At 53.6% G+C, this 24,571-nt stretch carries 17 protein-coding genes; 5 read left to right on the forward strand and 12 right to left on the reverse strand.

Annotated features, from left to right (window positions below):
• Positions 1-306 precede the first annotated feature (306 nt).
• From ABVM99_RS20275 to ABVM99_RS20285, 3 genes are all read left to right on the forward strand, one after another.
• Positions 307-525, forward strand: a complete 219-nt coding sequence (locus ABVM99_RS20275; RefSeq protein WP_371064685.1) for a transposase — start codon at positions 307-309, stop codon at positions 523-525.
• A 195-nt stretch (positions 526-720) separates the two neighbouring features.
• On the forward strand, positions 721-1,653 hold the full coding sequence (locus ABVM99_RS20280; protein WP_023194913.1) for a hypothetical protein: 933 nt from the start codon (positions 721-723) through the stop codon (positions 1,651-1,653).
• A gap of 38 nt (positions 1,654-1,691) precedes the next feature.
• Positions 1,692-2,429 carry a hypothetical protein gene (locus ABVM99_RS20285; protein WP_052938294.1) on the forward strand — a complete coding sequence of 246 codons (738 nt, stop codon included), beginning with the start codon at positions 1,692-1,694 and terminating at the stop codon, positions 2,427-2,429.
• A 130-nt stretch (positions 2,430-2,559) separates the two neighbouring features.
• On the opposite strand, the gene ABVM99_RS20290 is transcribed toward ABVM99_RS20285, so the two are convergent.
• The 10 genes from ABVM99_RS20290 to mdtA form a co-directional block, all read right to left on the reverse strand.
• Positions 2,560-3,279 carry a hypothetical protein gene (locus tag ABVM99_RS20290; RefSeq protein ID WP_023194915.1) on the reverse strand — a complete coding sequence of 240 codons (720 nt, stop codon included), beginning with the start codon at positions 3,277-3,279 and terminating at the stop codon, positions 2,560-2,562.
• Between the two features lie 4 nt (positions 3,280-3,283).
• The gene (locus ABVM99_RS20295; protein WP_052938295.1) at positions 3,284-5,395 is read right to left on the reverse strand and encodes a DUF4034 domain-containing protein; all 2,112 of its coding nucleotides are present in this window, start codon (positions 5,393-5,395) and stop codon (positions 3,284-3,286) included.
• A gap of 10 nt (positions 5,396-5,405) precedes the next feature.
• Entirely contained in the window at positions 5,406-6,122 is a 717-nt protein-coding gene (locus tag ABVM99_RS20300; RefSeq protein ID WP_023195435.1) for a DUF1266 domain-containing protein, read from the reverse strand.
• Positions 6,122-7,324 (reverse strand): hypothetical protein, encoded by a 1,203-nt coding sequence (locus ABVM99_RS20305; RefSeq protein WP_023195436.1) that lies wholly within the window; start codon positions 7,322-7,324, stop codon positions 6,122-6,124. The genes ABVM99_RS20300 and ABVM99_RS20305 overlap by 1 nt, the downstream gene beginning before the upstream one ends.
• A gap of 268 nt (positions 7,325-7,592) precedes the next feature.
• Positions 7,593-8,315, reverse strand: coding sequence for a two-component system response regulator BaeR (gene baeR, locus ABVM99_RS20310; RefSeq protein ID WP_000137854.1), 723 nt, complete (start codon positions 8,313-8,315; stop codon positions 7,593-7,595).
• A complete protein-coding gene (gene baeS / locus ABVM99_RS20315; RefSeq protein ID WP_000870070.1) occupies positions 8,312-9,715 on the reverse strand; it encodes a two-component system sensor histidine kinase BaeS in 1,404 nt (467 codons plus the stop codon). Before baeS ends, baeR begins: the two co-directional genes overlap by 4 nt.
• Positions 9,715-11,127, reverse strand: a complete 1,413-nt coding sequence (locus ABVM99_RS20320) for an MFS transporter (protein WP_000137818.1) — start codon at positions 11,125-11,127, stop codon at positions 9,715-9,717. Before ABVM99_RS20320 ends, baeS begins: the two co-directional genes overlap by 1 nt.
• Positions 11,124-14,204, reverse strand: coding sequence for a multidrug efflux RND transporter permease subunit MdtC (mdtC, locus tag ABVM99_RS20325; protein WP_023205668.1), 3,081 nt, complete (start codon positions 14,202-14,204; stop codon positions 11,124-11,126). Before mdtC ends, ABVM99_RS20320 begins: the two co-directional genes overlap by 4 nt.
• Positions 14,205-17,327, reverse strand: coding sequence for a multidrug efflux RND transporter permease subunit MdtB (gene mdtB, locus ABVM99_RS20330; protein WP_023194540.1), 3,123 nt, complete (start codon positions 17,325-17,327; stop codon positions 14,205-14,207).
• Entirely contained in the window at positions 17,327-18,568 is a 1,242-nt protein-coding gene (gene mdtA / locus ABVM99_RS20335; protein WP_000678811.1) for a multidrug efflux RND transporter subunit MdtA, read from the reverse strand. The genes mdtB and mdtA overlap by 1 nt, the downstream gene beginning before the upstream one ends.
• A gap of 282 nt (positions 18,569-18,850) precedes the next feature.
• On the opposite strand from mdtA, the gene ABVM99_RS20340 reads away from it, so the two are divergent.
• The gene (locus ABVM99_RS20340; protein WP_105887528.1) at positions 18,851-18,910 is read left to right on the forward strand and encodes a type I toxin-antitoxin system Ibs family toxin; all 60 of its coding nucleotides are present in this window, start codon (positions 18,851-18,853) and stop codon (positions 18,908-18,910) included.
• 98 nt (positions 18,911-19,008) lie between these two features.
• Here ABVM99_RS20340 and yegD read toward each other — a convergent pair whose 3' ends face one another.
• A complete protein-coding gene (gene yegD / locus ABVM99_RS20345; protein ID WP_020839227.1) occupies positions 19,009-20,361 on the reverse strand; it encodes a molecular chaperone in 1,353 nt (450 codons plus the stop codon).
• Between the two features lie 133 nt (positions 20,362-20,494).
• Here yegD and alkA point away from each other — a divergent pair, with 133 nt between their 5' ends.
• Complete coding sequence (gene alkA, locus ABVM99_RS20350) at positions 20,495-21,364, forward strand: DNA-3-methyladenine glycosylase 2 (protein ID WP_023195399.1); 870 nt, start codon at positions 20,495-20,497, stop codon at positions 21,362-21,364.
• On the opposite strand, the gene ABVM99_RS20355 is transcribed toward alkA, so the two are convergent.
• Entirely contained in the window at positions 21,332-24,322 is a 2,991-nt protein-coding gene (locus ABVM99_RS20355; protein ID WP_023195398.1) for an MASE1 domain-containing protein, read from the reverse strand. The two genes, alkA and ABVM99_RS20355, sit on opposite strands and share 33 nt — an antisense overlap.
• Positions 24,323-24,571 lie beyond the last annotated feature (249 nt).

Genomic DNA, 24,571 nt, shown 5'->3' on the forward strand with positions numbered 1-24,571 from the left:
TTTAAATACAAGTCAGTGCTGGATTTTACAGATCAATGTTGCGTTATTACTAAATTCATAAATTAATGTTTGAGTTATGGTTGTTATGATCTTTCCCTGATAGATCAGTGCCTTCAGGCAGAGGTGGCATTACCACCAACAAACATAATGTTCATTTTTATGGGCGTAGGGGATTCACCCTTATTTAAAGATTACAAAGAAATATATTTCTCATTGAATGTTAAATAACATGTGACTCATATTGTCAGTGATGTTCCGGATGAGCTAATTGCTTTTACATTTGAATGGAAGGGTTAAAAAAACTATGTGTGGCGGTATCCTTTCGTTCAGAGAAACATAGCGGAAAGAAAGAACCGGAAATGTTGGGTGAGATATTATATAAGTTCATCGGATTTAACAGCAGAAAAATTTCCTAATGCGATGAGAAGTCATTGGGATGTGGAAAATAAATTGCACTGGCGTTTGGATGTAGCGATGGACAGAGAGTACCTCGCGTCAGTCCTTGCGGGGTGCGGGGTTTCGTAATCTTGCCCTGTAAGGAGGGGGTTGTGTCCGGGCAGGATATTGATGAAAACTACAGATTAGTCTCGAATGATGCCTGTCCTGAAGGAATGTCCTCACTTTCGTTTTTTTAGTGATGAAAGAGTGGGGCAAACAGTTAAAAAATTTTTTGGTGTGGATATTCCAGTCCATCCAGATGTGAAAAAATAAGGGCGCTACATGAGCAGATATAATGAGATATCTCAGTATTTTAATAGTGATAACTCTGCAAGTATGGATGTGGAACGATATACTCATATTACAGAAAGAACTATTTCCACTGACCTTAAAATAATAGATAAGTATGGTGAGGAAGAAATATTATCCTCTTTCAATCTATTTTTCCTTAATAATTCAAGGTCTTTTCTGTACCTTTACGCTTGGAATGTCTATTTTAAAAATAAAATAAAAAATAATTTACTATGTGCTTCTGTTGCATTTGATGCGATGGGATTGTTTTGTGGCTATTTTGAACAACCAGATAAAGTATTTGTTTCTGATGAACTGCTATATAATCAGGGAATTCCCTTACTTCTTCAGATTGCTACCAATAAAATTGATGTTGCCCGTCGCTTCTATCCTCTTTTTATTAAAGGATTAAAGAACTTTGAAGCAGAACGAGCGAGAAATCTATTGCCTCAAAAGACCATTGTTCTGGCAATTGAAATGCTAGCCAGTGAACATAAGCAGACGGTTGACTGGCAGTCGCATGGTATTCCAGTTGAGCGTTTCTATTATGATTTTGTGAAAGAGGCTCTTTACTCACAGGATGAAGCGGTACTAAAAGAGTGGTTGGCTGAGCTTTGTGACTGCCATCTGAAATGGTCTGCGCGTACAGAGACTACAGAAAATGAATATGCTCTTAACGGTTATGAAATAGAGCCACAGGAACTTTTGCTCTGGCCTTTTGAATATCAGGCAGTGAAAAAATTTCGTGCAGCACATGGTCTTACCACGCCAGAAATTGATCATCTATTATTAAAGACGCCATTAGCCATAGAACATCAGGCTGATTTCAGTAAATGGGATGCGCCAGAGTGGTTCTGTCCACTGGTTGACAGGTTGATATCAGCAAATACTGAACTGGCTTTTACCAGAGAACTCTTTAAATAATGAGAGATGAGACAGGGTGATGTGTATTACGAAAGTTAATGCCGATTATGAATAATTATAGATTAGCTTTTTCTTTATATTTCCTGCGTTCGGTAATGTTGTTTGGCATTATTTTAACAAGTGTTGGTTGTAATAATCAAAAGAGTAAGGCGTTGCTTCTACCTGTTGATTCTACGCAGTTTGCACAATTGGCTTGTTATTATAAAGATATTAATTCCGATGATAATGTAATGGAGTTAAAATTACTAGGTGAATATAAAGAGAAAACTAAATTATTTAATCAACAGGAAATTAAGGTGCCGGTAAAAGGTGAGAATTTTCTTTCTCCGTATATTGGTGATGGTGTCCGTTATTATGAATTAGGGTACTTTGAACATGATGGTAATACTTACAAATTGATAATTTATAATAAAATTGGAGAGTCTGATACGTCATTGCTTAATGTGCAAATAAATAGTTACGATGTAAAAGGAAACCTGGTGGATGCTTTATTGCTTAGTAGCTTTTTTGCTTATGAAGATATCGTGCGTTTTTCTGATTTTGTCATTCGTCAGGATTACACAATAAGCATTGATAGTTATGTTATATATAGGTGGTATGAAGACAGCAAAGATGGTCATCTTGTAACTATAAAGTTTAAAGATCAGGCGCCCCAGATTTATATAAAGGAACAATATCAAATGGAAAATGGTCGGTTCAAATTGATATCCAGAAATGCAGTATCACAGGGTGACAAAAAGAAGCGAGCGTTAAATATACCATGCTTACGACATTAATAATTGTAATGGAGGTGTTAAGGTAATATGGATGGCAGGAAAGAATGAGGAACGTTATGAGAATTATAAATAGATTGTTAATTTCAACTGAACTCAGGTTAATCATAAAATTTCAGTTTCCGCGCCAGATTTATTCAACGCGCAGATAGTGCCCGTCGGCGCGGACATTTGCGCCAAAACCACAGTCCACAAACGTATCGGTGCTGGCATCAATGGTTTCAGAAGAAAAAGCCAGCGAAATGTCGCAGTGAATGTCATCGCCTTCCCGAAGCGCCACGATGGTTTTATCGTTTTCCAGCGTTACCGTTGCGGAGAATTCGCCGATATTGGGGCCGAAGTAGCTCCCCATTAAACCGAACCAGTAACCCTGAAAATTAACCTGATAGCGCGATGGGGTGGGTAATGCCTTCACGCTAAGCACGTTCCAGGAGGCGCGCCCGGCATAGCGCCAGTATTCACCCACTGCGGAAACCGGTGGCGGTAGGGCCGATAGCTTATCTTTGATCAGTTTCAGGTTGTAGATCGACTTGCTATCATTCGGCCTTAGCATCAGCCAGGCGCGGGCTTTACGCCACTCGCCTTCGTGTATCCAGGTTAGCGCCACGTTGTTGTAGGCCGTCGCGATGGCGCTGTCGTCAAGGGCGCAGCTTTCGCTCCATGCGGCCTGCTGTTCAAAAGCGTCGCGCGCTTTGGCATACTTTTGGGTCTTGTAAAGCTGTTCACCCTGGCTGGCCAAAACTGGAATTTTTGCGCAGTCGGCCTCGATCTGCTGCTCCGTAATTTCAGCCCTGGCGGTGGCGCAGAGTAGAAGCAGGGCGCAAAGAAATAGAGATTTTCTTTGTATTATCACTCCATTACACCATTGAGTTGACCTGTCCCGGCAGCTCTGAATTCGGGATGCGGACGGTATACCAGGCGAAACGAAAGCGTTTCCAGAAAGAATCGAAATGCAGGTGGTCCAGGCAGTCCATAACGATTTCATTATCCGGGTAAAGCGTGAAGGCAAAATGTGCCCAGCGTGCGCTTAGCTTCATATTAAACAGCGTTCGATCGTGTTTATTACCGTGCAGGCGCGATAGGGTCACCATAGCATGTAGCGTGCCTTTGTTGGCCTCTTGTTGCACCAGTTCCAGATGCTTATGCGCCAGCGTAATATCCTTCACTTCAAAAATATTCAGCAGGAACAAGCCCCAGGCCTCTTTATGCCCGAACTGATGCGCCAGCCAGAGATTATCGAGCAGTTCTTTTTCATAAGCGGAACGTTTTTCGGTATCAGGTTCTTGTTTACTCAGACGCTGGTTGCAGATGCCAATGCTGAAATGAATATTTTGCAGGTCATTTTCATAGTCGGTATAGCCTCCGTTATCTATTAATTTGTACGGGGTGCTCTCGCGCAGCGCTAACTGCCGGTGCAAAATCTCCGCCGCGCGCTGAAAATACCCTAACGCGATGGCAGGATCGTAAGGTAGTAGGCCGTTGTTCTCTTTATTATTGTGTTCAAGGCCTAGCAGGTTTAGCGCGGCGGGTATATTTCTTTGTGCGCCCAGCTCTGCCAGCGGCACGAAATGTTCCGGGAGCCCGAACCAGTTGAAATTTTTAATCGCCGCCCGCCAGTTATGGTTATATTGAATGTCGGCGACGCTATCGAGCCAGGCGAGGCCTTGCGCCTCATCCTTTTCGAAACCCAATAACCCGGCGTACTGAAAGTAGCCACGACGGATTTTCGGCACTGCGAATTCCGTTTGCTGCGCATTCTGACAGAGAAAATTATACATCCACCAGGTGTCAGGAAAATCGCGCAGGGCGAACTTTATCGTGTCATCAGAGAAGTAATTGTTGAGCTTAACTTTTTCCACGATCGAACGCTGAAGGGTTCGCCAGAGCGCGTCATTATCGTCCAGATCGCTATAGCAGACCCGCAGCCACTCCAGCGCGTTGTGGCGAGATTCCTGGATATGCGCTCGCAGGCTAATCTCTTCGGCTTTGGCGATAATACGTTCCTGTTCTGCCGGGGAGTCAACCTCTTTGATGCGCAGATCGCGGTGATCGTCCCACCAGATCAATAGCTCCAGATGTTCACGTTCTGCGGCAGAAAGGTGATCGCATACGCTTGATTCCAGAAATTCGCGGATTTCCTCGTGAGACCCTCTCCAGCGTGGCATACGAAACGGGATATATTCATCCAGCACGTAAAATGCCGTCGGGAAAATAGCCAGGCAGACGGCGAGCCAGTATTTTTGCCCGGCATCGTCATTGCACTCCGGCAGCACGGACGGGCGCGGCAAATTTGGGCAAACCGCGTCGGTAAACGACAACCCGGAATGGGCCATCAGCGCATCCACCTCCTGCGGTGAATGGCGATGATATTCAGCCAGATCTTCCATTAATGGCTGCCCGGCAACATCCGCGCCCACGAGGAACTCAACCAGCCACTCGGGCTGGCCGAAGACTTTTGAGTTGGTGCTGGTCAGGGCCGCCGCCATCCACTGGCGCGGTTCACAGTCGATAGCATTGAGCGCGGCGATGACCATCCGTTCGTTGCAGGCGGCAGCGCAGATCCACATCGCTCGGGTGGTTTCTCTCGCCCAGCCATAGCTGCGGTAAAGCCACGCACGGTGATTCCAGTATTGCGCCTCGGCAAGCCAGGCGTGAGTGGAGCGGGGACGAGCGCGCTGCCAGTTTTTGATCAGCGCTAATCCTTGCGGCCCAGCCTCAACCAGCGTGTCCATATCGTAAAAATGGTTGTCCATTTGATTCCAGGCGAAGAAATAGCGCTTTTCCGCTTCGCGGCTGGTAAAGCTCTCCGTCAGCGCCTGGTTGTAGCGTTCGTCCAGTTCGTCATAGCGTTCTTCGCGCAGCAGGCCGGGAATATCGGCGATATACCACTCTCGTTGCCCGTCATTGAGGGGATTTTTGTGGTTGCACATCTCAAACATGGCGTTGAGCAGGCGGTCATCCTGTTCCATAAATAGTCCTTTAAATCGGCTCGAAAATTTTGAATTCATTCCACGGCAGTTGTCGCCAGCGGCTGACAGGGTCTTGCAGATAATGGGTGGCTTCCTGTAAATCCCGTCCGGCAAGCGCTGTTGGCGTGTCACGTAGCGTGAGCCATACCCGGCGGGCGCGAACGTAGGCGGTGGCGTAATCCTCCCAGGAATCAAAACAGTCCTGAGCGCGCTGGGCGTTAAGTAATAACACCAGCCAGGCCTGATGTACGTCGCACCAGCCGAGCCCGGCGATACAGCGGGTCAGGAAGGCGGTGCGCATACAGTCGAAGGCCAGCGCGTCGCGGACCTGGCCCTGGGCCGCCAGATGATGATAAAACGTGCGCGGCGAGCTGCCGATGCCCGCAGGCCAGCGGCGTAAGATATCCTCAACCTTGTGGCGTAACGCTGCATCGTCGAGGTTTTCGCTCAAGCCCAGCTCTTTTTTTACCTGCTGTGCCAGATAGCGGCGTTTGTCATCGTCAAGTTTGAAGACCAGCTCAACGCCTTTGATCGGTAGCCCGTTGCGCCGGGCGAGGATATCAGCTAGCGCCAGCGCCCATTGCCGCCGCCGGGTATCGCGACGCAGATCCTTCAGACGATCTTTTTCTTTCTCCTCGGCGATACGGGCCGCAATCAGCGGTTTGTTTTTTTTGTAGTTGCGCCAGCTAAAAAATAGGGCGGCAATAATAAGAACAATCCAGAACATTAGCGCTCCTCCCTGGTTGCAGAAAGATAGCGCGTGGTTTGTAGCGTCAGGCTTTCAATTTCGAAAGGTTCGCTACTGGTGTTTTTCCCGGCAAGCGTAGGATGCCATTCATGCTGCGGAAACAGCATTTCCGCAGCCGTCGCCACGTTAGGATCAACAACCTGAAGGTAGCGCAGTGCCTCCGGGGCGCTGTGCAGCAGCAGCCACTGTAAAGCTACCGGGGGAGTGGGGAAGTGTTCCATTAAATGAAAATTGTCATGCAGCACATTGAGCAGAAAATTGAGGTCATGAATATGAGTAATAAATTTCCAACCTGAATATTCCGGCGTCGATTCATAAACTATTCCCATCCCTTCGCAATCAGCGTGGCGTTCAGGAAGTGGTTGCAGATGGCGTAACAGAGATAAAACATCGTTAGCATATTTCTTAATAGGGTGGCGATTTTGCTTACCTTTAATCTGATCAATGCTCAGGCCGTTATTACCAACCACCAGGCTTATTGTGACGTGGGGAATATTATTGCCGTCGCGCAGGCTGAACAGGCGAAGTTTTTGTTGTTCAATTTGCCGGGCGTAGTAATCGCCGTAGCCGCCGGAAAGCGCGCCTTTATTATCAAAATCTCCGACGCAGTGTTGCATATGCCAGGATTCATACGCCATCTCACTGCGCAGGCCGGGGTTTGTTGCATCAAGCTCAACCAGTACACCGTTATTCACCGCCATCACCGGTTTTAGCGCCTCGCTGTTGGAGGGATACCAACCTTGTTCACGCAGGCGCTGCATTTTTTGATGCTCCGCTTCGCGCATTGCCAGCACGGTAAAGCAGTTGATGCGCTGTAGTTTAGTTTCCAGCCGCGTTCCTTCCTGCCGCGAAAGAAATTCCACTAAATCTCTTTCCATTGCCACGAGTTGCGGGTGCTGAACGTTAAGGTAGTAAAAGCGCTCATCGCCACCCAGCTTTGGCGCCAGCCAGGCGGGGATTTCTGCATCAGCGCTAAAATAAACGGCATAATCGGCGACGGAGCGCACAGGGTAAACATGAGGAAAGTCACCAATGATCCAACGATAAAAATGGTTGCTTAACCAGCGCTGGATATTTTCTCTGTCGCCGCGTTGTTGGCTCCGGGAAAAAATAGACGATTTTACATTTGGCGCATTTATTATATTGCGTGGTTTATAGCGGTGAGATGACGTTTCTGTCATAAAAATCCATGTATAATTAAGCTGGTATTATGTTTATGTATTTTTAGATTCACTTAATGAATTAATGCGCAATAAGTTTAAAAAACTACTCACAGTATATCGGTAAACTAAAAAGAGCGGCCAAATAATTTATTGTCCCCGATCGCGTTCGTCGTGGTTTTCGGGATACCGCTCGGCCAAAGGAAAGAGGACAGTGTGTTAATTCCGCCAGAATAGCGTTGGCGGAAAATATCGTCTTACGACCTTGTTATTGTTATGCCAATAATCATTATACCAGGCGACACGCATCCGCTTCCCAGCGATATCCCACCCCGTAGACCGCGCGTATAAATGACTGTTCGGCATCCAGCGATTCCAGTTTACGGCGCAGGTTTTTAATGTGGCTGTCGATAGTACGATCGGTCACCACACGGTAGTCGTCGTAGAGGTGGTTTAACAACTGCTCGCGGGAAAAAACTTTACCCGGTTCAAGCGATAAGGTTTTTAGCAGACGGAATTCAGCGGGGGTTAAATCCAGCGCTTTACCACACCAGGAGGCCTGAAAGCGGCTTTCATCAATCATTAACGGGCTTTCGGCATCCTGCTGCTGGAGTTCGCGCTGCGGTTTACAGCGGCGCAAAATGGTTTTCACGCGGGCCACGACTTCGCGCGGGCTGTAAGGCTTACAGATATAATCATCGGCGCCGATTTCCAGCCCAAGCAGCCGGTCGATCTCTTCGATTTTGGCCGTGACCATCACAATGGGGATGTCGGAAAAACGGCGAATCTCCCGGCATAGCGTCAGACCATCGGTACCCGGCAGCATCAGATCCAGCAGGATTAGATCCGGCGGCGTTTGACGCACATACGGCAGTACCTTGTCGCCATGATTGATGAGCGTGGGGGCGTAACTCGCCGCGCGTAAGTAGTCAATAAGCAGCTGACCCAGCTTGGGTTCATCTTCAACAATCAAAATGCGTGGCGTGTTTTCATCAATGGGTAATTCAGTCATACTTCTCTCTGTAAATCGCGATCCAGCGGTAACTCTACTGTAATGCTAACCCCGCCAAAAGGCGAATGAGCGGCGTGAAGATGACCGTTATGCGCGTGTACAATATTGACGCATATCGCCAGCCCCAGTCCAGAACCGCCGCTGGCGCGGTTACGGGACACTTCCGTGCGGTAAAAACGGTCAAAAAGCTTTTGTAACTGCTCATCGCTGACGCCCGGTGCAGAATCGGCAAAGGTCAGGAATAATGATTTGTCGCGTTGTTCGGCGGAAATATGCAGGCCGCCGCCGCTGTCGGTGTAGCGCAGACTGTTTTCCAGTAGATTATTAAACAGTTGCATCAGGCGATCCGGGTCGCCGAAGACGGTCATGCTATCCGGCAACGCGTAATGTAACGTTAGCCCCCGGCTGGTAAAGCGCTCTCTGAACGCGCCGCCAGCGACTTCCAACAGGGGAACAAGATCGACGGTCGTTTTTTGGTAAGCCAGCGCGCCCTCGTCAGACAACGACAGCTGATGCAGGTCGTCAACCAGTTTGGTAAGCGTACCGACTTCCGCCTGTAGCGAGGTAACCGATTCTGGCGTGAACTGGCGAACGCCATCCTGAATGGCTTCAAGTTCGCCGCGCAATACCGCCAGCGGCGTGCGCAGTTCGTGGGAAATATCCGCCATAAAGTCGCGGCGCATCTGCTGGTTTTTTTCCAGCGTGCTGGCAAGCTGGTTAAAGTCCTGCGCCAGTTTTCCCAGCTCATCGGCGCTGGTTGGAGTCACGCGCGTGGTAAAATCCCCCGCCGCCAGTCTGTGCGTACCCTCGACCAACCGTTTGACCGGGGCGAGCAGGCCACGCGCCAGCAAAAATGTCGCCAGCGCGGCCAGCAACGTTGATAATGCCACGATCATCCAACTGGCGCGCCGCTGCTGCATATCAAAATTAATATCCGTATTGCGCGTCAGCCGCTCGACAGGAGAGGCGATAATCGCGCCGACTTCGACGTCATTGACCAGAATGGGGCGGCGAGTACCGTCATGCGGCACCGGACCGCGTGGGCCGACCAGCACCCGGCCATTTTGATCGACGACCCAGAATTGGGTGCGCCAACCGTGCGGCGGCATACCGGGGCCGGGTTTATCGCGGTCGTTGTCATGCTCAAATGAACGCAGAATCTGGAAAACGAAGCGATCGTTGTTACGTAAAAAACGCCAGTTGCCGTGTTGCTGGTACTGGTCGCCCAGCGCATCGCCCAGCATTTGTAGCCGCTGCTCGTTGCCGTGTTTGATATAGTCAATAAATCCGCGTTCAAAACTGACGCGCACGGCCCAATGCATACTGATCAGCAGCACGATGCAGGTGGCGAAAATCGCCAGAAACAGCTTGCCGGTGATTCCGGGCCGCCAGACTTTCATTACAGGCTCCTTTTACGCCGTGAAATGACCATGTTTTGCTGTGTATCGTTCGGCACGCGGGCAAAAATTATCGCCGGTAGCGCGATAATAACCGCCATACATAACCAGGTGTACATAAAGACGTGATGTGTGGCGCTACTGTCTATCCCGATATGCTGTTGGCCAAACATACCCAGCAGCATTCCGGCAATAGTGACGCCGATACTCATCGAGAGCTGCATAATCATCGATAATAAGCTATTGCCGCTGCTGGCCAGCGTATCGGGAAGGTCTTTTAGCGTTAAGGTGTTCATGGAAGAAAAGCGCGCCGAGTTCACCATTCCCTGCAAAAGCAGTACCAGCGGCAGGAGATAATACCAGCCGAGCAGCGCGACCGACATAAACAACAGGCTAACCAATGCCAGTCCGAGCGTGGTTGCTACCAGAACCCGACGATAGCCAAAACGGTTAACTATCTGCACCACAATCCGCTTCATTCCCATGCTGCCCAGCACCATGGGGATCATCATCAAACCGGCATGAAACGGTGAAAAACCAAGACCAATTTGCAAAAAGACCGGCGTCATAAACGGCAGCATACCGCTGCCGATACGCCCGGCAAAACTGCCCAGCAACCCCAGTGAAAACGTGGGCGTGCGGAACAATCGCAGGCTGAATAACGCGCCTGAGTTTTTTTTGGCATGGAAGAGATAGAGCAGAATGGCTGCCGCGCCGCCCGCAGCAAGTCCGGCTAATGTCCAGGGCGAAATCCCCATGCTTTTACTACCGTCCAGCGCCAGCGTGAGTACCGCCATGCCGATAGCTAACAGCAGGAACCCCGGCAGATCAAAGCGCCGGGTCTCTATGGTGTAGTTTGGCATCAGCATAAAGGTTGCCATAGCGCCGACAATTCCCACCGGGATATTGATCAGAAAGATCCAGTGCCATGAAGCATATTCCACCAGCACCCCGCCCAGCGCGGGGCCGAGTAACGGCCCGATCTGACCCGGCAGGGTGACGAAGGTCATCGCCGCCATATATTGCGCGCGCGGCACGATTTTCATGACCGTCAGGCGTCCGACTGGCACCATCATCGCGCCGCCTACGCCTTGTAAAACCCGCGCTAATACCAGTTGATTAAGCGTGCCGGAGAGGGCGCAAAACAGCGAACCCAGCGTGAACAGCACAATGGCGGCAAAGAAAATATTACGCACGCCGATTTTGTCTGCCAGCCAGCCGCTGGCGGGGAGCATCACGGCGACGGTAAGAACATATGACACCACTACCATGTGCATATGCAGCGGGCTTTCCCCCAGGCTTTTCGCCATGGAGGGCAGCGCAGTGTTGACGATGGTGGTATCCAGCGACTGCATAAAAAAGCCGAATGCCACAATCCAGAGTTGCCAGCGGGTGTTGTCAGGAAGTTCTGTCATATTTCTACTACCGGTTTGCTATTTTTACGCGAAAAACGCAGCCGCAGACGATCGAAAAAGAGGTACACCACCGGCGTGGTATAGAGAGTCAGGAGCTGGCTCATGACCAAACCGCCGACAATGGTTATCCCCAACGGCTGCCGTAATTCCGAACCGTCTCCGCCAGATAACACCAATGGCAGTGCGCCGAACAGCGCCGCCAGCGTGGTCATCATTATTGGACGGAAGCGTAACAAGCAGGCCTGGAAAATGGCTTGTTCCGGCGTCAGGCCGCCGCTTCGTTGCGCTTCAAGCGCAAAATCGACCATCATAATGGCGTTTTTCTTCACAATGCCAATTAATAGCATGATCCCTATCAGGGCGATTAGGCTGAAAGGGGCATTGAAGAGCTCCAGCGCCAGAAGCGCCCCAACGCCTGCCGATGGCAGAGTAGAGAGAATGGTCAGCGGATGGACGTAACTTTCGTACAGTATCCCCAGCACAATGTAGACGGTAGCGATCGCCGCCACTATCAAAATAAGCTGCGAATTCATGGTCTGCTGGAACACTTGCGCCGTTCCGGAAAAACTGCCGCGTACCGTCGGGGGGACGCCAAGCTGCGTCATGGTGCGATTAATGGCCTCCGTCGCCTGCGATAACGATGTGCCGGTCGGCAGGTTAAAGGCAATCGTGGACGCCGCGGAAAGTCCCTGATGGTTCACCGACAGCGGCGCATTGGCGGGCCGCCATTGGGCGAAATAAGAGAGGGGGATCGCTTTTCCGTCGCGGTTGATAACGAACATTTTCTCCAGCGCGCTGATATCCTGGCTATAGCGCGGATCGACTTCCATCACCACTTTATACTGGTTCATCGGCTGATAAATGGTGGAAATTTGCCGCTGGCCGAAAGCATTATTTAACAGACTGTTTGCGGCCTGAACATCAATGCCCAGTCGTGACATGGTGTCGCGGTCGTAGATAAGGTTCATCTCCGCGCCGTTATCCTGCTGGTCGGAGTTTACGTCCGCCAGTTGCGGCAGGGCCGAGAGCGCTTTGCGTATTTTCGGCTCCCACTCGCGCAGCGCCGCCAGAGAGTCAGACAGCAACGTATATTGGTAACTGGCGTTAGCCTGCCGCCCGCCGACGCGAATATCCTGTACCGCCATCAGAAACAGCCTGGCGCCGGGTTCTTTTGCCAGTTTGACCCGCAGTCGATCAATGATTTGCTGCGCCGTCTCTTTGCGTTCGCCGCGCGGCTTCAGCGTAATAAACATCATGCCGCTATTCACCCGCGAGCCGCCGGTAAAACCAGTGACATTATTCACCGCCGGATCGTCGCGAATAATTTTCATAAAATCCTGCAGCTTGCCGCGCATGGCCTGGAAAGAGATGCTCTGGTCAGCCTGAATACCGCCCATCAACACGCCGGTGTCCTGCTCCGGAAAGAATGTTTTAGGGATGGCGATATAAAGCCAGATGTTCAGCGCAACGGTGCCAAGAAAAACCACACCGACAAGACGCGTATGGTTAAGCACCCATTTTAACGACGTGCCGTAACCCTGTTGCAAGGCGACCAGCAGACGGCCAACGCCCCGTTTACGCGGTTGGGTGCGCGGTTTGCTTGATTTAAGCATCCAGCCGCACATCATCGGCGTCAGCGTGAGCGAGACCACCAGCGAAATGCCAATCGCCACCGAGAGGGTAACGGCGAATTCCCGTAATAATCGTCCTGGCAGGCCGCCCATTAACAGCAGCGGCAGAAATACCGCCACCAGCGACAGACTCATGGAGATGACCGTAAACCCGACTTCCCGCGTACCCTGTAATGCCGCCTGTAAAGGTTTCATTCCCGCCTCCAGATGGCGGGCGATATTTTCCAGCACCACAATGGCATCATCAACGACAAATCCGGTCGCGATAGTCAGCGCCATCAGCGACAGATTGTTGAGGCTGAAGCCGCACAGATACATGGCGGCGAAGGTGCCGATGAGCGAAACGGGAACGGCGACGGCGGGGATTAGCGTGGCGCGCCCGGAACGCAGGAATAAAAACACCACCAGGATCACCAGCGCGACAGAGATAGCCAGCGTCTCTTCTACCTCTTGCAGCGACGCGCGAATCGTCGGCGAACGATCCTGGGCGATTTGTAAATCGATAGCGGCGGGGATCATTGCCCGCAGTTCCGGCAGTTTTGCCCGGATGCCGTCGACCGTCTGAATAATGTTGGCCTCCGGCAGCTTGCGGATCATCAACAAAATAGCGGGTTTAGCGTTCGTCATCCCGGCGTTACGGACATCCTGCACCGAGTCGGTGACGCTGGCGACGTCGCCCAGGCGTACCGCCGCGCCGTTGTTATAGTGAATAATCAGCGGCTGGTATTCGGCAGCGGTTTTCAGTTCGTCGTTGGTCTGGATTTGCCAGCGGTGGACGCTATCTTCAATTGCGCCTTGCGGTCGGCGTACGTTGGCGCTGTTGATCGCTTCGCGGACCTCATCCAGCGAGACGCCCTGGTTAAAGAGCGCCTGCGGGTTTAAGCCTACACGTACTGCGGGCAGGGAGCTGCCGCCGACGTCAACATCGCCGACGCCGTCAATTTGCGCGATGGTTTGCGCCAGTTGGGTAGAGGCGAAATCATACAGTTTGCCCTGTGACCAGCTCTCCGAGGTGAGCGTTAAAATCATAATCGGCGCGTCGGATGGGTTGGCCTTGCGATAAGTCGGGCGGCTGGGCATTCCGCCTGGCAACAAGCTTTGCGCGGCGTTAATGGCGGCCTGCACGTCGCGCGCCGCGCCGTTAATATCACGATCGAAATTAAATTCGAGAATAATGCGCGTACTGCCGAGCGAGCTGCTGGAAGTCATTTCATTGACGCCTGCAATACGTCCCAAAGAACGTTCCAACGGCGTCGCCACCGACGAAGCCATGGTTTCCGGCGAGGCGCCCGGCAGCGAGGCGCTAACCATAATCACCGGGAAATCGACCTGCGGCAGCGGAGCGACCGGCAGCAGACGAAAGCCCAGAATGCCGCACAGCGTAATGGCGGCGGCAATCAAAATGGTGGCGACCGGGCGGTAGATGAAAAGGGCGAAAAAGCGCATCTACGCCTCCTCTTTATGGCGCGGAAAGCGACTTTTCACGTACAGCGACAGGCGGTCAAACAGGAGATAAATCACCGGTGTGGTAAACAGAGTTAATACCTGGCTGACCAGTAGGCCGCCCACCATCGCGATCCCCAACGGGCGACGTAATTCCGCGCCAACGCCGGTACTCAACATTAATGGCAATGCCCCGAGCAACGCCGCCAGCGTGGTCATCAGAATCGGTCGAAAACGCAGCAGACAGGCCTGGAAGATAGCGTCGCGCGGACTCATCCCCTGTTCGCGTTCGGCGGCGAGGGCGAAGTCAATCATCATGATGGCGTTTTTCTTCACGATGCCGATCAGCAAAATAATGCCGATAATGGCGATAATATCGAGCTCGCTACCGGCGATGATCAGCGCCAGCAGCGCGCCGACGCCCGCCGTAGGCAGCGTTGAGAGAATCGTGATCGGATGGATAAAACTCTCATACAGCACGCCGAGCACGATATACATCGCCACCACGGCGGCGACAATAAGCCAGACGGTGCTGCCCAGCGCCGCCTGGAAGGCGAGCGTACTGCCCTGAAACTGCGTTGTAATATCCGCTGGCAGGGCGAGCGTTTTTTCCGTATCGAGAATCGCCTGCACCGCATCGCCGAGCGAATAGCCCTCCGGCACGTTAAACGAAAATGTCGTGACCGGGAACTGATCTAAATGATTGATGGAGAGCGGAGCGAAGCGCTGCTCAATGCGGGCAATCGCGCTGAGCGGTACGGTGCCGCCGTCGCGGCTCGTCAGGCGAATCGTCTCCAGCGCCGCCAGGCCCGGTGTGCTGGCGGTATTATGTTCCAGCACGACGCGGTACTGGTTCGCCTGGGTATAAATCGTTGAAATCAGGCGTTGTCCGAACGCGTTGTAGAGCGCGTTATCCACATCCGCCATGCTGATACCCAGACGGCTGGCGCTGTCGCGGTCGACATTCACCCAGGCCGCTAATCCTCGATCTTGCCAGTCGCTGCTTACCTCAGAGAGCTGTGGTAACGACTGTAGCGCGTTCTGCAGTTTTGGCACCCAGTGGCTGAGCGCATCGAGCGTCGTGGCCTGCAGGGTAAACTGATACTGCGTGCGGCTGACCTGCGTGTCGATGGTTAAATCCTGCGTCGGCTGGAGATACAGCGCCACGCCGGGAATCGTCGCCACGGCGGTTTGCAGCCGGGAGATCACCTGCTGCACGCGGTCATCACGCGCATCCAGCGGCTTGAGGTTAATTTGCAGGCGCGCGCTATTGAGCGTGGGGTTAGCGCCGTCTACGCCAACAAAAGTCGTCAGGCTTTGCACCGCCGGGTCCTGTAATATCCGCTCCGCCACCTGGCGCTGACGTTGCGCCATACTGGCATACGATGACGATTGCGGCGCCTGCAGCGTCCCCTGGATAATGCCGTTATCCTGTACCGGAAAGAACCCTTTCGGGATGACTATCCACAGCATAACGCTGAGCAGGAGCGTGGCGAATGCCACGCTCAATGTAAGCCACGGATGGTTGAGCACTTTCGCTAATCCGCGTCCGTAGCTGGCGATCACGCGGTCAAACATCCGCTCGCAGGCGCGGGAAAAGCGGTTTTGTTTACGCAGAGACTGCTGGCTGAGCATACGCGCGCACATCATGGGCGTGAGCGTCAAAGAGACGACGGCGGAGATTAAAATCGCTACCGCCAACGTCACCGCAAATTCGCGGAACAGTCGACCAACAATATCGCCCATAAAGAGCAACGGGATCAGCACTGCAATCAGTGAAAAGGTGAGGGAAATAATGGTAAAGCCGATTTCGCCCGCGCCTTTGAGCGCCGCCGCCAGCGGTTTTTCTCCTTTTTCGATGTAGCGCGAGATGTTCTCGATCACCACAATCGCATCGTCCACCACGAAACCCGTGGCGATAGTGAGCGCCATCAGCGTCAGGTTATTAATGGAAAAATCCAAAAATACCATCACCGCAAAGGTGCCGATAAGCGACAGCGGTACGGCGACGCCGGGAATAATTGTGGCGGGAATATTACGTAAAAACAGATAGATAATCATGACGACCAGCGCGATCGCCAGCATCAGTTCAAACTGGGTATCGCGCACGGAAGCGCGAATATTGGTGGTGCGATCGGACAGGACCGTGACCTTCACCGATTTCGGCAGGCTCTCGGTAAGCTGGGGCAGCATCTGGCGAATGCTGTCCGCTGTCGCAATGATATTGGCGCCAGGCTGGCGTTGAACGTTCATCACGATAGCCGGCGCTTGATTCGCCCATGCGCCGAGCCAGCTATTTTCCGCCCCCTGTTCGACGGTGGCGACATCGCCCAGCCGTACCGGCGCGCCGTTTTGATACGCGATGATAAGCTTGCGGTATTCGTCGGCAGACTGCATCTGATCGTTAGCAGAAAGCGTCACCGCTCGTTCGGGGCCATCCAGACTGCCTTTCGCCGAGTTGACGTTGGCGCCGGTAATTGCGGTACGGACCGTTTCGCTGGTCAGACCGAGCGCGGCGACAGCCTGAGCATTCAGTTTTACGCGTACCGCAGGGCGCTGCCCGCCGGCAAGCGTCACCAGCCCGACGCCGGAGACCTGCGAGATCTTCTGCGCCACGCGGGTTTCTACCATGTCCTCTACTTGGGTCATCGGCATCGCATTTGAGGTGACGGCAAGCGTCATAATCGGCGGGTCCGCCGGATTGACTTTGCTATAAATCGGCGGATTTGGCAGGTCGGAAGGCAATAAATTGGTGGCTGCGTTAATCGCCGCCTGTACTTCCTGCTCGGCAACGTCCAGCGGCAGCGTCAACTGAAACTGTAGCGTCACCACCGATGCGCCGCCGGAACTTTGCGACGACATCTGCTTCAGTCCTGACATCTGGCCGAACTGGCGCTCAAGCGGCGCGGTGACGGCGGAGGTCATGACATCCGGGCTGGCGCCAGGGTAGAGCGTAACAACCTGAATAGTGGGGTAGTCGACCTCCGGCAAAGCGGCGACGGGCAGGAAGCGATAGCCGATAATCCCGGCGAGTAAAATCGCCGCCATCAGCAGAGTGGTGGCCACGGGGCGCAGAATAAATAGACGCGAGGGGCCGCCCGTGCTGCCCGGAGGTAATACCTGCATCAGGCGCGCGCTCCTTTTTGACCTTCATGGCGGGAAGGGGATTTTTCATCCGCCGCGGTGGTTTGCGGCTCAACGACCTCGACTTTTGCGCCTTCCGTCAGCCGATCAATACCATCGGTAACGACGCGATCGCCTGCCGATAAGCCTGCGCTGATCACCACGTTTCGGTTATCCTGAATACCGATTTTTACCCGCTTCTTGCTGACGTTATTTTCGTCGTTCAGCACCCACACAAAGTGGCCCTCATTGCCCATTTGCACCGCCGCGGCAGGCACCACAACGGCATTTTGTTCGGTATCGACCAGCATCCGGGCGTTCACAAATTGATTGGGGAATAGCGTATCGTCCTGATTGGTAAAGCGCGCTTTAATTTTGATCGTTCCCGTCGTGGGATCAATCTGGTTGTCCAGACTGAGCAACACACCTTCGCTCAATTTGTGCGAGTTAGTCCGATCCCAGGCTTCTACGACCAGCGCTTTCCCCGCTTTCTGTGCCTGAACTACGGTCGCGATATCGCTTTCCGGCAGAGTAAAAATGAGATCAATCGGGTGCGTTTGCGTAATGACGACAATACCTGCGGTATCGCTGCTGGAAATCTGGTTGCCGACATCCACCTGTTTCAGACCCACGCGTCCCGAGACCGGGGCCGTGATACGACTCCAGTCGAGCTGTAACTGCGCGCTGGCGACATTGGCTTCATCCGCTTTAATGGTTCCCTGGGTTTCGTTGACCAGCGCCTGTTGCGCATCCAGTTCCTGACGAGAAACCAGATTGGTTTTTGCCAGTTGCTGATAGCGCGCCAGATCACGACGCGCATTCGCCAGCGTAGCGTTATCTTTCGCCAACTGTCCCTGAGCCTGCGCCAGGGCGACCTTAAACTGGCTGGGATCGATTTGCGCCAGCAGATCGCCTGCGTTGACCTGCTGACCTTCCTGAAAGTGCAGGGCGATGAGTTGACCATCCACGCGGCTACGCACCGTAACGGTATTCGCTGCGGTCACGGTACCCAGCCCGCTCAGATAGCGCGGTACGGCCTGCGTGGTCGCGGTCGCGGCCTGTACCGGCGCCAGAGGGCCGTCGCGCATACCGCGGCGACCTGCGGCGGCGGTATGCGGCGCTTGCGCGGCGACGCCCGGCGCGGCGGTCGGGCTTTCGCTACGGCTATGCCAGAACCAGAATGCGGCGGCGGCCACTACAACCCCAATCGCTATTGCCCAGCGGAAAGTATTACTGCCTTTCATCGGTATAAGTTTCTCATCCTGAAACGTTTTGCGGAATGTTGCTCCCTCTATTGTAGTCAGCAGGGAAGGGAGAAAAATGGAGGAATTATGGAACACGGTCGGGATTATTCTGAATGGCGGCCCGCTTTGCGAGGCGCTACGCAACTCTCATCGGTGAAAATCGTTAACGCGCCGGAGTGCGGTAAAGTGGCGGCACGGCAATGAAGATAAGCCACCGATTTCAGCAGGACGCTGAAACGGGAAAGCCCCTCCCGAGGAAGGGGCCAAAATAAGGAAAGGGTTATGATGAAGGTAGTCATCATACTGGTGATACTCTTAGTGATTAGCCTACCAGCTTACTAAGACACCAGGGGGAGGAGGAATCCTCCCTTACCCTCACTCCTGACGTTAAGCCACATCAAGAATAATGTCAATCCATCAGCGCTGGGCTTGCGAGGCGCTTAGCGGAAAACAACCTCCGCCCAGCGCGCCAGTCCTGCGGTGACGGAGCCGAAATCATCGCCGCCAGCGACGGGTATGCCCGGTAGCTGTTCGGAAAGCGCTTTTTTAATCAATGGCGAACGGGCGCTGCCGCCGGTCAGATAGATGACATCCGGTTTTTCCTGCGCGCTGTCCAGCGCCAGTCGCACCTGTTCCAGAATACGCGCCAGCGGTTGATCCAGCGCCGCTTCCAGTCCTTGCTGGCTGATAGCGACCGCCAGGTCGTCGCTGATAAATGGCAGCCTCGCCGTAACATCCGCCTGGCCGGAAAGGGCGATTTTGCTCTCTTCCGCGCAGCGTACCAGGCGGTAGCTAAGCCGCTGACGCCAGACCTTGAGCAACAACGCGACCTTGTCTGCTTCACGCGCGTTGCGAACCAAATCGTTCAACAGACGACCATTCGCGCTACTGTAAAAATCGCTTTGCGCCGGGACGTCGTTAATCGCGACGGCATTCCACCACGGCAGCACCGGCAGGGCGATGCCTTTTTCGGTTTCGCCGCCCATGCCCAGCAAAGGCATCAGATTTTTAAAGGCCAGCGCGATATCCAGATCGTTTCCGCCCACGCGGCAACCGCTGTGCCCCAACAGGCTGTTTTCACGATCGGCGCGCTGACGCCACTGCGGCCCCATCAGCAGCATGGAGCAGTCGGTGGTGCCGCCGCCAATATCCACGACCAGCACACGCTTCTCTTCCCGCAGCGTAGCCTCGTAGTCCAGGCCCGCCGCAACCGGTTCATACTGGAATACCACCTCCTGAAAACCGGCGCGTTTTGCCGCCCGCTCCAGAATACCCTGCGCCTGGCGGTTCGCGTCATCGCCGCCCAGTCCCTGAAAGTTGATCGGGCGACCGATCACCGCCTGGGTAATGGCCTCCGGCAATTGGCTGTGCGCCGTATGACGAATATGTACCATCATGGCGCAGACTAAATCTTCAAACAGCGCGACCTGCTGCGGTTTCAGGCCGCTGGCGCCTAAAAAGGATTTCGGCGATTTGACAAACCAGACCTCCTGGGGATCGTCAATATAGTGCGCCAGCGACGCCAGACCAAACTGTACGCTTTGCGCGCCAACCTCAATATCTTCCTCGCGGTTGTAGCGTATCGCGCGGCGCAGCAGCGCCTGGGTTTCTTCGTCCGTTGCCGGCACATCATGATGGCGATACAGCCACTCGCTCACCGCTTCGCGCGTCGGCGCGCACAGCATAGACGGCAGTAATGCGCTGTTATTCTCCATTGTCAGCAACTGTGGATGCCCGTCGCGCATAATGGCGACCGAGCAGTTTGCCGTACCGTAATCAAATCCTATAAACACCTTAAAATCCCCATGCCAGTGAAGAAGGGGCGTGACTTTAGCGAAATGTCGTCGCGGCGACAACTGGAATATGAAAGCAAGGCGTTACGTGCGATTAGCGTTTATGCTGAAAGGTCAAATAAAGGAGAAAAGTATGTTTACCCTGAGCTGGCAGCCGCCTTACGACTGGTCGTGGATGTTGGGCTTTCTTGCCGCGCGTGCGGTGGACGGCGTGGAAACAGTAGGCGAGGGCTTTTATGCGCGCAGCCTGGTGGTGGGCGAGCATCGCGGACTGGTCAGCGTGAGGCCCCATCTGCCCACCCACACTGTGCAGGTTAGCGTGAGCGCCGGATTACTTCCCGTCGCGCCGGCGTGTCTGGCGAAAGTTTCGCGTCTGTTTGATCTTGACTGCCAGCCCGCGCAGGTTGCCGCCGTGCTGGGGCCACTGGGCGAGGACAGACCGGGGCTGCGTTTACCGGGATCGGTTGATACGTTTGAACAAGGCGTGCGGGCGATACTGGGGCAACTGGTGAGTGTCGCGATGGCGGCAAGGTTGACGGCGAAAGTGGCGCGCCGCTATGGCGAGGCGTTGCCGGATGCGCCCGATTATGTCTGTTTTCCCGGTCCGGAAACGCTGGCGTTGGCCGATCCGCTGGCGCTTAAAGCTCTGGGGATGCCGCTGCGGCGCGCCGAAGCGCTGATTCATCTGGCGCAGGCGACGCTGGCGGGAAAACTGGCGCTCGCCGCGCCGCCGGATATTGAGCAGAGCGTTAAAAATTTACAAACGTTTCCGGGAATTGGCCGCTGGACGGCGAACTATTTCGCCCTGCGCGGTTGGCAGGCAAAAGATATCTTTTTACCCGATGATTACTTAATTAAGCAGCGCTTTGCCGGGATGACGGCCGCGCAGATCCGTCGCTACGCGGAGCGCTGGAAACCGTGGCGTTCCTACGCGCTACTGCATATCTGGTATACCCACGGCTGGCAACCGTCAATGGATAGCGAAATAGCTGGTATTCAGTAACAAATCCAACGGTTGCGCTTCGGCGATAGTGTCGCCATAAATCAGATCCACGCCAATACGGGAGAGCGTATCCAGCACCTGTGGGTTTTGTACCGGCCCGGCGAGCGTTTTGATGCCCAGATGCTGGGCGTGTCCCTGGATGATCGAGGTCAGCATTTCATCCATTAAACTCTCATGAACGTTGGCGATAAGGTCGCTATCCAGCAGTAAATAATCGGCGATATGCGGGGTCAGTAAATTAAACAGCTGTAAATCGCGCCCGACATGGCTGAGGATAACTTGGCAGCCGCGTTGCCGCAGTTTTCGCAGAGTCGCAGCGGCGGTCTGCGCCTGCTTAACGATAACGTCAGCCGGGATAATCAGGTGTAATAACCGTGGCGGCAGTGGGCTATGCTCCAGTTGTTCCAGCAGCTCATCAATAAGGGTAGTGCTGTATAATCCTGCGGCGGACAGCGGCAGCGCAACGCTTAATCCCTTGCTGGCGACGGCGGTCGCCGCATGGTGGAAAAACTCATGGAATACCCGTCGGTCAAGCGCGTGATGCAGCGCGGAGTCGGCTAACCCTGCCCGGAACGCGCGCTCTTCCATCACTTCCCCTTCGCTGGTCCACAGCCTGAGTGAGACCAGCCAAAAGCTGGTGGACTCCGGCGTACGCGGCGGCGCGACGTTTCTGGCAAGCATCAGCAGGTGGTTATTTTTAATCATATGCCACTGTTCTTCCAGCGGCATCATTCCCTTTGAGGAGGTTAATGCGTGCTGCGGTTCGTACACGGTCAGACGGCCTCGACCGCTATTTTTCGCGGCGTAGCAGGCAATATCGGCCTGAGACACGACCTCTGTGAGCTGGCAGTTATGTTCATTTATCATTGTGATCCCGGCGCTGGCGCCGATCCGATGCAGGCGCCCTTCCCACATAAAGTGATATTCATTAACGGCGTTGATAAGCCGCGTCACGATAAAGCGCGCGCTGTCACTATTACAATCCGGCAGCAACAGGCCAAACTCATCGCCACCCAGACGGGCCAGGAGATCGCCGGAGCGAAGCATACTGAGCATCAGTGACGCGAGCTCGCGCAATAAGGCGTCGCCGGCGGCATGTCCCGCGCTGTCGTTAACCGCTTTAAAACGGTCCAGATCGATAAACACCAGCGCATGATGTTGAGGCGATTCCTGTATTGTTTGCAGGCGCTGTTGAAGCTGTTTTTCAAAACTGGCGCGGTTGGCAAGATGGGTGAGGGCGTCATGCGTTGCGCTGTAGCTGAGCTGGCGTAACATTTTTCGTGATTCGGTAACGTCCTGGATAACCAGAACCGAACCAATCTTATCGCCGTCAAGCGTACTGAGCGGCGTGATACTGTAATGAATATCGTAGCTGCCGCCGTTATGACAATGGAGCACTATCTCCTGTTCCATGTCCGATCGCGACCTGTCGGCGCGATAAATATCCTCCAGCAGCGGCCCCTTATCACCTGACGTAATGCGCAGAACCGTTAATAATGGCGCGCCTAAAGCATCCTCTTGCCGCCAGCCGCTCATCTTCTCGGCGATCGGGTTCATAAAGGTGATATTCATCGCGACATCAATACACACCACCGCTTCTCCGATAGAGTCAAGCGTGATGTGCAACCGTTCTTTTTCCTGAAACAGCGCCTCGTTCGCCTGTGTAATTCGCTCCATCAACCGCTGGTTTTCCTGCTCGCTTTGCTTGAGATCGTTAATATCTTCAATCTGAGCAATAAAATAGAGAGGTTTATTGTCTTTATGACGAACCAGCGAGACGGCCAGCAGCGCCCAGACGACATCGCCGTTGCGGGTGTAGTAGCGTTTTTCCATGGAATAGCTATTGATGTCGCCGCGCACCAGCATGTTTAGCTGTTCAAGGTCGTTATTCAGGTCTTCCGGCCAGGTCAATTGCTGAAATGTCATCGTGCGTAATTCATCCTGGCTATAGCCAAGAAAATGGCTCAGAGATTTATTGACCTGTAGCCACTGACCCTCCGTACCGACCAGCGCCATACCAATGGCGGAATACTCCATCGCGTTGCGAAAGCGGGATTCGCTCTCGGTGATATGTTTGCGTTCCGTGCGAAACGCGTACATCACCATCGCCATCATATTGGCAGGCAGCAGGATCATTAAAAAAGGCAGCCACGGCATATTGACCATCACGTCGGTTTTTGGCGTGGCGAGCAGCGTGGGGTCATTGGCCAGCATGAGCGAGACCACGATAACGGTAGCTAAAAAAATTAAAAACGCCTCCATTCGCGGCAGGCGCACCGCACTCCACATCAACAGGACGATAACGCACGTAAACGGCCACGGAATATAGCGCATAGCGAGCCAGCTTAGCGCCAGCGTAATGACCAGCGTCAATAGCGTTTCCAGCAACAGATGCGGATCACGATGACGCAACAGATAGTGTGGTTTAAACAGTAAACCTAACGGCACCAGCGTCAGCGCGCCGATGGCTTCCGATAATACCCAAATCAGAAACGCTTTCGAGGCGACCGCTTCCGGCGCTATCAGCCAAAATAACAGGCCGCCGAGTAGTGGCGGAATCACGGCGCTGCCGATAGCCAGACGAAACCAGTCATTCAAATTTTGTAAGGGGTTGTAGCTGGGGAGCAGTTTTCGCAGCAGTATCGCGCCAGTGGCCGCCTCGATAATATTTATTGCCGTCCAGCTAAAGTTAAGCGAGGCGGCAGGAAATAAAGTCAGGGAGGCGCCGATGCTGCCGAGCGAGCAGGCGACCGCGATCCCTGGCCACAGACGGCCCGCATGGCGGTAAAACGCGACCATCATAATGGAGGTGGGGAACCACAGCGGCGCGAGTTGGGTGCCGACACGCGATAATACGAGCGAAAAGAGCGTAAAGACAAACGCGACCAGGCCTAAACTGACCAGACGCAATAGCGGGTGGGGGACGGTAACGAAAACATGTTGGGATGGTTTACTCATTACCACTCTATCCGAATCGCCGGTAACGTCGCGGAATACCGGACGCGTCAGTTTACTCTGTGATTATGCTAGTATAAACGCGTAATGATTTATACGCTGGCTGAATATAAATTGTGGCTCCCGGCGTATTCCTCCTCCAGACGGGTCGATAAAACCGCTGCCCGCGTTAAAACTGAACGCTTTTACGTCACGACGTCGAATGCGCCGCCAACAAATTCACCGTGGCATAGCGCCGGACTGGTATCGCGC

Source organism: Salmonella sp. SJTUF15591 (assembly GCF_043356435.1).
GTDB lineage: Bacteria > Pseudomonadota > Gammaproteobacteria > Enterobacterales > Enterobacteriaceae > Salmonella > Salmonella enterica.